An 11,707-nucleotide genomic window follows, 5' to 3' on the forward strand; every position below is an offset into this window, starting at 1 on the left:
AAAACCCTCCGTTCTGGAGGGTTTTTATTTTATATTAATGATCTTTACTGGTCGTTCAAAAACTTTTTTTCCAGCCAGTGAATCGTATAATCGCCAGAAATGATATCTTCATTTTCCATCAAACGTTGATGCAATTGAATATTTGTCTTAACACCTTCGACATAAAATTCTTTTAAGGCTCTGCGCATACGTCCTAAACATTGCGCACGATCTTTACCATGTGCAATTAACTTTGCCACCATGCTGTCATAATAGGGTGGAATTTGATACCCCGCATACAACGCACTGTCCACACGAATCCCAGGTCCACCTGGTGTGTGAAACCGTGTAACAGTTCCAGGGCTTGGCATAAATGTTTCGGCGTCTTCCGCATTAATACGGCACTCTATCGAATGCCCATGAAATGTGATATCCGACTGTTGCAATGTCAGCGGATGACCTGCCGCAACAGAAATTTGCTCATGCACTAAATCAATCCCTGTAATCAATTCTGTCACGGGATGTTCAACTTGAATACGAGTATTCATTTCAATAAAATAGAACTTACCGTTCTCATATAAAAACTCGATGGTGCCCAAGCCACGATATTTCATTTTACGCATTGCGTTTGCGCAAATTTCACCCAGCTCATGGCGTTGTTCGGCGGTAATCACGGGTGATGGAGCTTCTTCCAAAACCTTTTGATGGCGACGCTGGATGGAACAATCGCGCTCACCTAAATGGATCGCATGCCCCTTCCCGTCTCCCAAGACTTGAATTTCAATATGACGTGGTTGACCTAAGTATTTTTCCATATACACACGGTCATCACCAAAGTTAGCCAACGCTTCTGATTTAGCTAAACGGTATTGAGATTCAGTTTCATCAAGCGTATTGATAACCTTCATCCCTTTACCACCGCCACCAGATGCTGCTTTAATCAACACTGGGCATCCAATTTCAGCACACCAACGTTTCGCATCTTCAACGGTTTCAACGGCTCCACCAGATCCTGGAACGGTTGGAATCCCTAGTTCAATAGCTGCTTTAATTGCCTGAACCTTATCGCCCATCATTAAAATATGTTCCGGAACAGGACCAATAAAAATCATGCCATGATCTTCAACCATTTGGGCAAACTTTGCGTTTTCTGACAGAAATCCAAACCCAGGATGGATCGCATCTGCCCCTGTAATTTCAGCAGCAGCCATAATTGACTGCATATTTAAATAGCTTTCCTTTGCAGGGCCAGGTCCAATACACACACTTTCATCTGCCATTAAAACATGTTTTGCCGATGAATCTGCAGTGGAATGAACTGCAACAACCTTAATGTCCATTTCACGACACGCGCGCAAAATCCGCAGGGCAATTTCCCCGCGGTTTGCAATTAGAATTTTTTTAATCATGAAGGTTACTCAATAATTATTAAGACATCACCGTACTCTACTGGGTTTCCATCGCTAAAGAAAATTTCTTTAACAACTCCACTTGTATGAGCTTTGATGGGGTTCATAACTTTCATAGCCTCAATAATAAAGACTGTGTCTCCTTGGTTAACTCGGTTGCCGACCTTTGTAAAGGTTGCAGCACCTGGTTCAGGAGCCGCATATAACGTTCCAACCATCGGTGATTTCAAGGCTCCCGGATGTTGCTTTGGATTCGCAACTGCAGCCTCCTGCGGAGCCCCCGTCGGGGCTACTGAAGGTGCAGGAGACATCTGTGGTGCCATCATCACTGTTTGGTTAGAGTTACGTGTTAAACGAACTCGGCGGCCTTGATCCTCATATTCAATCTCGCTTAAATCCGCATCTTGCAATACTTTTGCTAAGGCTTGAATCGCTGATTGATCTATATCAAATGAAAACTTTTTATCGGTCATGGGTGTAACTCGATTCTATTTCTTTTTTTCGCGGATATTTTTAATCACAGCCTCTAAGTCTTCAGGACCAATGGGTTGCATAAATAAGTATTCTCCAATAATATGGCCTGGTGTTTGGGAAATACCTATTTTTTCAGCAAGGGTTCTGTTGTTTAAAAGAACCTCTTTTGTTTTTCCTGCATCAACATCTGAATCTAATTTTGAACGATTAACTCCTGGAATATTTCCAGCAATATCCAACAATGATGTTTCAGTTAACACTTCGGTAGACGACATGATTTTTTCATGAAACTTTTCAAACAAACCTTGCTCATTCATTGCCATGGCAATACGCGCGGCTTTTTGCGCTAACACTGATGTATCAGGTAAGAATCTGAAAATGATCCGTAATCCCTTATCTTTTTGTGCTGCATTTTGGTAAATCTTGAACATTGCTTTTGATTTTGGATCTGTATAATCACCAAACATCAACACGGTTAAATCGGCACTTGGAGATCCCAAAAAAGGCAATCCAGCAATTTTTTCCAACTCAGCTTTGTTTTTCTCTAATAATTCTACAACTTTTTCTTGTTGTTTCTCTACCACCTGCTTTTGTAAATTCATGATAGATTCAGCAAGTACGTTGGGGGTTTTTACGATATACTTGTGTGCTATTTGTTCAATCGCTGCAACTTGTGCTTTGCTAAACACGGTTTGCTCAGCTTGTTGATCAACTGATTTTGCTTCTTCTTGAACTTTTTCTTTTTTGTTACATCCCACTAAAAACGCAGACGTTACTAAAAGAACTGAAAGTTGTTTTTTCATGCTAATGGTCCTTGTATAAATTTCATATCAGTGTAATCTAACATAATTTTATTATTTGTTCAAAATATTGCGTAGTATTACATCAAAACATAGCTCGCTAAAATATACAGAGAGATTAATTAGCAGACCTATTTCTTGTGTCTACGAATCACTTGAATCACTGCGCCCACGTCCTCAAAACTTATCGGTTGTTTTAATAAAAAATCTCCCATAATATAACCCGGAGATTCTTGAATTCCTAACTTTTCCGCTAATACGCGATCATTTGATAAAGCTTTAGCAACATCTGAAGAATTCATATCTTTGTTTAATCTTTCAGAATCTAAGCCCTTTATGCTTTGAAGAATTCGGGTTAAAGCTTCATTGCTTAACTCACCTTCATGTTGCATAACTTTTGTATGAAAGCTTAAGAATAAATCTTGCTTTAACAATGCCAATCCAATACGTGCAGCTCTTTGTCCAACGACAGACTTCTCAGGTAAAAATCTTATCAACATACGGAGCTTATTATCCTTGTTCACATGTTGAGCAAATATTCTCATCATTGTTTTTGACTTTATGTCAGCATAGTTTGCAAACATTAATATGGTAACATCGAAATCCGCAGCGCCGATTTTAGGAACTCCGGTCGTATTATCAACTTCGCTCCTATGCTGATTTAACAGATCAACAACTTTCTCTTGTTGTTTATTAGCTACTTCCTTTTGTAAGTTCATAATGACTTCAGCTAAGATATGTGGGTTGTTTACAATATAATTATGAATAGTTTGTTCAATTTCAGCTTTTGGCATTCTGTTATCGCATCCTGCTAAAAATGCAAATGTAATTAAAAGTACAGCGAGTTGTTTTTTCATACTAATAGACCTTTTATAAATTTCATATCAATGTAATATGGCATATTTTTATTATTTGTTCAAAATATTGCGTAGTATTCAGAATTTGTTAACTTTTTCGAGATATAGTAACCTTAGAGCGCTCATACATTATTATTTTAGCCCACCGTTTCGTGAAGAAATGACGGATTACTTCGTCTATTTAGTCTCGATTTAGAGAGTGGGTTTTGTCCCCCCACCCGAAGGTCACTGAGGGTGATAAGGGCGGGGGGGTGGTAAAAAAATCGCGTTAACTAAATATTAACCTTTATTAAACAACGTGCCGTTGCATCCAATAGGTTTAGATCCGATGCGCCATGACACGGATTCCAAAAGCCAATCTAACGAATGCAACGATACGTTCCAGCATCACGCTACATCCGATCACATTTAATTTGCAGACGGATGTGCTCTAATTTGTTCCAGCCTTAACTCTAAATCTTTCAACTTCATCCACTCTACGGAACCTTGCTTTGCATCTGCTTTGCCTGCGTTCAAATAGCGCTCAACTCCATTTAGATTTTTCACGGCTAAATTTGCTTCTGCTAAAGCGTATGCAACCATGACCTTATTACCTAACAGGTCATATACTCGCGAATATTGATCCCAGAAACTTGGACTGCGGCGTAAATCTGCATCCAACTGATCAATGAACGACATTTCCTTTAGCGCATCTTGACCACGTTTTAAGATCACGTAAATCGTTGCACGTTCAAACCGCATAATAACTTCTTTACGAGCTGTATTGCTTGTACGTTCTGCCATGTTAATGGCTGCGTCAATATCCGTTAAAGCCTTATCGCCAAGTCCGGTTGCCTGATATATTTCACTGCGGGCAAATAACAAATAAGGATCACTTGGATATTTTGCAATCAATTCCGACATTAATCGAATGGCTTCAGAATACTGACCAGAAATCCCTAACATTAATGCTTTGGCATACATTGCCTCTGGCTTAGTATGATCTGGATAAAGCCCAACAATTTCATCAGCCCCTTGAGTAAATGCAGCACAACGCGCCTTCGCCATTTTGAATGCATATTGATAATCTTCAGGCATCGCCCCCTTATAGCTTACCGCCATAAATTGATCTACATATTCACGACGCTCAATGCTTGCGGGGTGCGTTTGCAAATAAATCGGAACATCCTTTGCTCCGCGTTCTTTGCTTAATTTTAGCATCGTTTCCGTTGCACTTCTAAACCCGGACAACGGCCAATTTAACTTTTTCATCAACCGAACGGCATAATCGTCCGCTGTACGTTCTTGCATTCTTGAATAGGCTGTAAACTGACTGGTTGCGATATTTTGAGCTCCCAATATTCCCGCCATTCCAATTTCAGGATGCCCGGTGATTACACTTAACACCCCTCCTAATGCCGCCCCCAAAACCATCGTCGTTGCAGCTTTTGGCAGAACGCCAGAAAGTGTACGAATAATATGACGTCCTGCTTGGTGTCCAGTTTCATGCGCCAAAACCCCAGCCATTTCTTCAACAGTTGCAGTTTGTGCAAAAAAACCAGTATGTACTACAACTAAGTTTTCAAGGGTTGCAAAGGCGTTATACGCAGAATTCACAATCACTCGCGGTTGAACCAACGCAGGATTTAACCCTGCCTCTTTGTACAACGGTTGCAACAACTTCAACAAGAAATTTTCAAGTTGCGGATCACGATAAATATGACCCTGCTTCCACTGAGCAGTATCAGCATGAACGGCAGGAGGGGTAACCCCTCCCAAACAAATTAACATTATTATTATACGTTTAAACATAGTCTTATTATCCTTGCAGTAACCGCTTCCACCATGGTTTTTTCTCTGGCGTTGTCGCAGCAGTTTGGTTCTCGTTACGACGGTCATTAAACTTGCGATTTCGATGATTATGACGGCGATCATTAAAGCGACGGTTACGGTTGTGATTATTATGATGACGACGCTCACCGTCCGGCGCTCCCTCAGTGGACGCAGCAGCAGGTGTCGGAGCATAACTTTCAATCAATGCCTCATCATGCAAATCATACATTTCAACAGGTTGCAATTTTGGCTTTTGATGGGCTTTTGTAGCCGTCGGGTATGGTTTAGGTGCTTGACGCTTTGACGGACGATAAAAGCTTTTAATCTCTTTATCGTTTTGCGTTAACTTAAACTCATCACCAATTAATTTTTCATCCAAACGAACATCAATGCTAACTTTGTACGTGTCTTCCAATTGCGTTAACTGACGACGCTTATGGTTAAACAACACAAACGCAGATGCCACAGGCAATGTTAATGTAAATTGATCTTCAGCTTTAGCATTTAATATATTACTTTCCAACACGCGGAATGCCTGTAACGCCAAACTTAGACTATCTCTAACATGCCCAGTACCACTACAATGATCACAAACTGTCATGGTTGATTCAAATAAACTTGGGCGCAATCGTTGACGTGACATTTCCAACAGACCAAATGAACTGATGGTTCCCACTTGAATACGCGCACGGTCTTCTTGCAAACAATCCTTTAATTGCTTTTCAACTTGGGCATTATGCTCTTCACTGTCCATATCGATAAAGTCAATTACAATTAATCCAGCTAAATCACGAAGTCGCAATTGACGGGCAACCTCTTCAGCGGCTTCCAAATTTGTTCTTAACGCTGTTTCATCAATATGTCGTTCTTTTGTCGACCGTCCAGAGTTCACGTCAATAGCAACCAAGGCCTCAGTCGTATCGATCACTAAGTAACCACCCGACTTTAATTGCACTTTTGTATCTTGAATCGCACTTAACTGTTCTTCAACATGATGATGTTGGAACATAGGAACAGCAGTATCTTCGTATGCCTTTACTTTTTTTACATGCGTAGGCATCAAGATTTTCATATAGCTTCGCGTAATCTGAAACGCTTCATCACCTTCAACAGTAATGTCATCAATGTCTTTTGTATACAAATCACGGATAGCACGCTGCAAGATATTGCCTTCAGTATGAATTAATTGAGGTGCCGTTGAAGCCAATGTCAGATCTCGAATCTTTTGCCAGATACGTTGCAAATAATCCAAATCTTTTTTGATTTCAACCTTGGTACGATCCATACCCGCAGTACGAATAATTAATCCCATTCCTTCTGGAACATCAATTCCATCCAAAATACGTTTCAACCGCTGACGATCGCCATTGTCATTAATTTTTCGGGAAACTCCACCTGCGCGTCCTGCATTGGGCATTAAGACACAATAACGTCCAGCTAACGTCAAATACGTGGTTAAAGCTGCACCTTTTTCACCGCGCTGCTCACGGGCAACCTGAACAAGAATGACCTGACCTTTTTTGATCACTTCTTGAATCTTATGATGGCGGTACATCCGTTCACGACGAAATGATGAGATATTTTCTGCATCTTCTTCTGTCGCAACAGCGGCATCACCCTCTGCAGATTCTTCCGCTACAGACGCGTGTGTCTCTACTAAATCTGAAGAATCCTTTTTAGCGGAGTTCTCTTCTGTGGCTACATCAGCTCCCTTAGTGGGTTCACTGTCTGGCAATCGGTAATAGTCCGGATGGATATCACTGAAGGGTAAAAAGCCATGACGTTCTTGACCATATTCAACAAATGCAGCTTGCAACGATGGCTCAATACGAACCACCTTTGCCAAATAAATATTTCCTTTAATAATTTTACGACTTGAACTTTCATAATCGTATTCCAATAATCGACCATCGTGGGTCGATGTAATGACAACCCGTGTTTCTTCAGACTGCCTGGCATCAATAAGCATGCGTTTCGACATAATTTCCTCAATAAGATATTAATATTATAGGTTTTTTGAAAAACCAACCTGATCTTCTGTGTTAAAGTGATATAAAGCATAGAAAAGAAAAAAATACGCGAATCTAAGTACAGCGAAGGCACTTTCATAGTGTAGGTCATATTTTCTTCTCAGGTTAAAAATTGTTCATCTTAAAAATACATTTTATTTCTTGCTTCCACAATCTAAACTTTCAATTCCTTTCAAGTTCTTTTTTTAAATCATTTAAGGTCTATCAGTTTATTCACCACTTGGCACACAACTTGCTTTTCTTTTTTTGATCTTTAAACAACTATAATAATGCAATAGAATATAAACGAGCAATACTATGACTAACGGAATCGGATCAGGAGGCGTTCAATTAAGCGACGTTTATCAAGACGACAGCGCTAAAAATGAATATGCACGACTGTTCCGTAAACACAATGGTTTCTCTCCTGATAAGCTCTTAAAAGCAAAACAACTCGGCAATGAAATTCGGGAAAAAGCGTTTGCCGATAAAATTGATCGGCTAACAAAAGAAGAAAGCGCTACGATCGAGGCAGATCAATATGTTCGCAAATTAATGACCACAGCCAAGGCTTTAAGCAATCCCAGATTGGCAATACTTCATGGGGAAAAAGATGCTTTTGGCGCCAGAACCGCCACATTAAGCAGTTCTACCCCTGACATTGATGCCAACAATATTGTGTTAGTCACCCCCTCTTTTGGTGCAGCAGAAGGCAGTATGTCTATAAAAGTAAATCGAATTGCTACAAAAGATAAAACGTTAGGAACAGAAACATTTACGTCTCCCACCACAAACATTACTGCACATGAAACTCGTATTTATATTCGCGGAACAGAAATAAAAGTGCCTGCAAACGCCACACTTGATGAAATTGTTGGTGCGATTAACGCAAAAAAAACAGATACGCACATACAATCATTTGCTAGAAAATTTTCAGATACCGACTATCGTCTGTTTATGAGTAATGCTAAAGAAGGGGAAAAAATTACCTTCGAAACAGTCGTCAATAAACTCACCGAATCTTTTGCAAACCATGTCACTCCGCTAAACCTTGCGGGAACCCTCGCCATAGGTGGACAAGAAAAAATCATTACGCCCGCTATGAGCCTCACAGATATCGCAACATTAATTAGTACAGTCCCCACATTTGCCGCAACGGTAAGTGGGCTTGGTCCCTATACATTGGCTGTCACAGAAAATGCTGTGCCTGTGGCGCTAACAGACCCAGACGTCGCCACTGAAAAAATGATGGATCAACTGGGTTTAAAAGAAAGCCTTACAACAGCTGATCTTTTAAAAGCTGAATATCTTTTAGATGGAGATCCCACTCCTCTGCATAGTACGACGAACCACATCGAAGGGCTTTATCATAAAACAACAATAGACCTACTCGCCCCCAGTGCAGGCGCTGAAATAACGGCAAGCATAGGTCGCGACCCCATAGAAGTTTTAAACTGTATTGACGATTTTATAGAAGCCTATAACAGCCTGATAAAATTTGCAGACACTCAAACAGCCAAAGATTCAAAAAACGACTACAAACCTAAAGAAGGCGCATATTTAGCAAACAATCGCCAATTTATTGGCATGATTGATCGCATTAAAAAAATATACAGCAACACCCTCACTAGGGGTGTCACAGGACTAAATCACGTCAGTGAAATTGGTATCAAAAGAGATGAAAACGGATTGTTGGTCAAGGATCAAAAAAAACTCGCAGATAAATTAGATTCTAACTTAGACGGTGTTGAACAAATTTTTGCATTTATCTCCAACAACACAACGGGGGGATATTTTCAAACAATCTCTCATCCCAAACAACTACCGTCTGAAATATTTGAAAAAGATATTATGGTCAGTGTTATCAAAAATTCTGAAGGCCACTATGCTGCACGACTTTATTTAGAAACGGGTGGCGTTATCAGTCAAGATACGTCTATTGATATCGGCAACGAAAACATCCAATTACACGACGCGGGCAAGATATCTCTAATTGGTCCCGCAGATACTATATACGAAGGATTTAAGTTTTATTACTCTGGTCCAGAAATGCCAACGCCGACAGACCCTGAAACCAATACTGAAACTCAAGGATTTAGAGTAAGCCAAGGACTTGGAGATTTATTCTCCGGAAAACTAAGTGATATAGTACTACTACAAATCAACAGTGATGCCGCAGCCGATCAAACGAATGAATTAAATAAAATTTCTTATCAAGCCCGCAAACAAAAGTTATTACAAGAAAAGAAATTCGAGGAACTTAAAGCAAAACACGCCCGCACTATGCAACGCGAAAAACGTAAAGCAGAAAAATACCAACGCGACATGGAAGAAGTGCAAGAATTAATGGCAGCATTTTCTCCCATGATGGCTGGCATGTTCGGATAATATTAAAAAAGGAAATACCATGAAACGATTTACAGACATGTATAAACGCAACAATAGCTCAGGCTTAAGTTTCACACAGATAATCGCTAAAGCGTTTCGAAAAGCTGAAACACTTTCGACTGAAATTATTGATGCGATCGAACATAAGAATTTTGAACAACGCTACTTAAACTCCGAAGAAATCATCCGCCTTATGGTTGAACTTCATGCTACATTCAGCTCTGACCCCCCAGAAGGTATTGATCGCGCAATGCAAAAATATTGCTTGGGTAATATTAATTTAATCACCAAAATTAATTTGAAAAATGACAAAGACTTAGCCATCACCTTAAAACAATCTTTTTTTGAAGTCAGCAATATGTGGGAAGATTACCGTGCTCCCTCAGAAAGCAATGCGACTTCATCTTAAAAAGAGTTAGCGTATATTTTCTTGGTTTAACGTCTGAAACTCTGGAATCCATTCTTCTAAAATTACGGATGGATCTGAATCTACATGCACGATTCGATACTCACACTCCATGCGACGGTTATAATTCAATCGTCGCTTAAGGATTAAATGCACTCGCAATTTTGCTTCATCAACGGTATCGCAAAAAAATAACTTCGTAGGCCCTCTGGTTCGAAATTGAGTATATTGTATGGTAATCGTCCATGCGCCGAATAGATTTTTGGTAACACGCAGCCCATAAAACCGATTAATATTTTTTTCTAAGTTTTGGGCGTGCAATTGAATAGAAAGCATTGTACACCTTATGTTTCTCTATTATTATCAGCCTTAGACGAAAAAAACCACTATTTTAAGGAAAACTATGCGATCCATCGAAAAAATACCCCCAGCCATTAACTATATCCACACCACTGTAATTCACGAACCCGATGAATTGCAATGGGTCAAAGAACGAATCTTGGCCACCGATTGGCCCATCCATATCGCTCCAGAAGAAGGTCGATTGCTGCAGCTACTTATACGCTTAGGGGGATACAAACGTATCCTAGAAATCGGAACCCATGCGGGATATTCAACTCTGTGGATGGCAATGGCGCTCCCCCAAGATGGGCGCATATTTACAATTGAGAGAGATCAAAATCGCATTCGCATGGCCAGGGAAACCTTTCAGCACTTTGAACAGCACAACTCCAAAATCACGCTTCTTGAAGGCAAAGCGCTCGACGTCCTAAAAACCCTAGAAGATCACCCCCCCTTCGACATGGTGTTTATTGATGCCGATAAGCTTAACTATTCAAACTATTTAACGTGGGCAGAACACCACGTCCGAAAAGGCGGTTTAATTATCGGAGACAACACGTTTCTGTCTGGCGCAGTATACGGAGAACCCACAACAGATCGCATCAGCCCATCTGCATTAAACTCTGTCCATGAGTTCAATCAACGACTGGGCAATCAAACAACTTACGCAAGCACAATGCTCCCCACAAAAGAAGGCTGGACAATGGGAATAAAGCTATGAACAACTCAACAGCAAGCAACGTGCCGTTGCATCCGATAAGTCAGATCCAATTTGCACAAACACGGATTACAAAGCAGCGTGACGCTGCATCCTATGGATAGATCCGATGTGGTCTGACACGGATTACAAAAACACCATCATCCTTCAAAAATATATTGACTTCTCAAATTCGCTGTGTATACTAATAGCTAGAATTGCGAAGAGGCTACCCAAAAACCTGGGTAGCCTTTTTTCGTTCTACGTCTTTGAAACACTCAAGGACAAAACACCGAGCTGAATCCCCCAGTACAGGAACTCACACTACCCGATCAGTAGTCACAGCCCTGTAAAAACCCAGAGCCAACGGGCTCGTAAAACACGACTTTGTGCCTATCAATAAAGTCCGCCTTTCCCCGTTCGTGTAAGAAATGGGGTTCTTTTTGCACGTGCGGGTTACTGGGGATTCTCTCGGTTTTAAACAACGGCAACCTGAGGTTGCACCAGGGATGATCCCTGGACCCAATAGATTAG

Annotated in this window: 10 protein-coding genes; 3 read left to right on the forward strand and 7 right to left on the reverse strand. The window is 40.6% G+C overall.

The annotated features are described in order from the left end of the window. Window positions 1–44 precede the first annotated feature (44 nt). The 6 genes from accC to CPBP_RS03185 all read right to left on the reverse strand — a co-directional run bounded on the left by accC (window position 45) and on the right by CPBP_RS03185 (window position 7,312). The gene (accC, locus tag CPBP_RS03160; protein ID WP_350332598.1) at window positions 45–1,388 is read right to left on the reverse strand and encodes an acetyl-CoA carboxylase biotin carboxylase subunit; all 1,344 of its coding nucleotides are present in this window, start codon (window positions 1,386–1,388) and stop codon (window positions 45–47) included. A gap of 5 nt (window positions 1,389–1,393) precedes the next feature. Further along, complete coding sequence (gene accB / locus CPBP_RS03165) at window positions 1,394–1,861, reverse strand: acetyl-CoA carboxylase biotin carboxyl carrier protein (RefSeq protein ID WP_350332599.1); 468 nt, start codon at window positions 1,859–1,861, stop codon at window positions 1,394–1,396. A 15-nt stretch (window positions 1,862–1,876) separates the two neighbouring features. Beyond that, complete coding sequence (locus CPBP_RS03170) at window positions 1,877–2,665, reverse strand: thioredoxin domain-containing protein (protein WP_350332600.1); 789 nt, start codon at window positions 2,663–2,665, stop codon at window positions 1,877–1,879. Between the two features lie 128 nt (window positions 2,666–2,793). After that, window positions 2,794–3,519 (reverse strand): thioredoxin domain-containing protein, encoded by a 726-nt coding sequence (locus tag CPBP_RS03175; protein WP_350332601.1) that lies wholly within the window; start codon window positions 3,517–3,519, stop codon window positions 2,794–2,796. A 408-nt stretch (window positions 3,520–3,927) separates the two neighbouring features. Beyond that, entirely contained in the window at window positions 3,928–5,310 is a 1,383-nt protein-coding gene (locus CPBP_RS03180) for a M48 family metalloprotease (RefSeq protein ID WP_350332602.1), read from the reverse strand. Window positions 5,311–5,317: 7 nt separating this feature from the next. Beyond that, the gene (locus CPBP_RS03185) at window positions 5,318–7,312 is read right to left on the reverse strand and encodes an Rne/Rng family ribonuclease (protein ID WP_350332603.1); all 1,995 of its coding nucleotides are present in this window, start codon (window positions 7,310–7,312) and stop codon (window positions 5,318–5,320) included. 346 nt (window positions 7,313–7,658) lie between these two features. Here CPBP_RS03185 and fliD point away from each other — a divergent pair, with 346 nt between their 5' ends. Then, the gene (gene fliD / locus CPBP_RS03190) at window positions 7,659–9,728 is read left to right on the forward strand and encodes a flagellar filament capping protein FliD (RefSeq protein ID WP_350332604.1); all 2,070 of its coding nucleotides are present in this window, start codon (window positions 7,659–7,661) and stop codon (window positions 9,726–9,728) included. 19 nt (window positions 9,729–9,747) lie between these two features. Further along, the gene (locus CPBP_RS03195) at window positions 9,748–10,137 is read left to right on the forward strand and encodes a hypothetical protein (protein ID WP_350332605.1); all 390 of its coding nucleotides are present in this window, start codon (window positions 9,748–9,750) and stop codon (window positions 10,135–10,137) included. 6 nt (window positions 10,138–10,143) lie between these two features. On the opposite strand, the gene CPBP_RS03200 is transcribed toward CPBP_RS03195, so the two are convergent. Further along, window positions 10,144–10,470, reverse strand: coding sequence for a hypothetical protein (locus tag CPBP_RS03200; RefSeq protein WP_350332606.1), 327 nt, complete (start codon window positions 10,468–10,470; stop codon window positions 10,144–10,146). 67 nt (window positions 10,471–10,537) lie between these two features. Between CPBP_RS03200 and CPBP_RS03205 the strand changes: the two genes are divergently transcribed. Beyond that, window positions 10,538–11,197 carry an O-methyltransferase gene (locus tag CPBP_RS03205; RefSeq protein WP_350332607.1) on the forward strand — a complete coding sequence of 220 codons (660 nt, stop codon included), beginning with the start codon at window positions 10,538–10,540 and terminating at the stop codon, window positions 11,195–11,197. Window positions 11,198–11,707: the final 510 nt, after the last annotated feature.

It is taken from the genome of Candidatus Bodocaedibacter vickermanii, assembly GCF_014896945.1.
In the GTDB taxonomy this organism is placed as follows: domain Bacteria; phylum Pseudomonadota; class Alphaproteobacteria; order UBA6184; family UBA6184; genus Bodonicaedibacter; species Bodonicaedibacter vickermanii.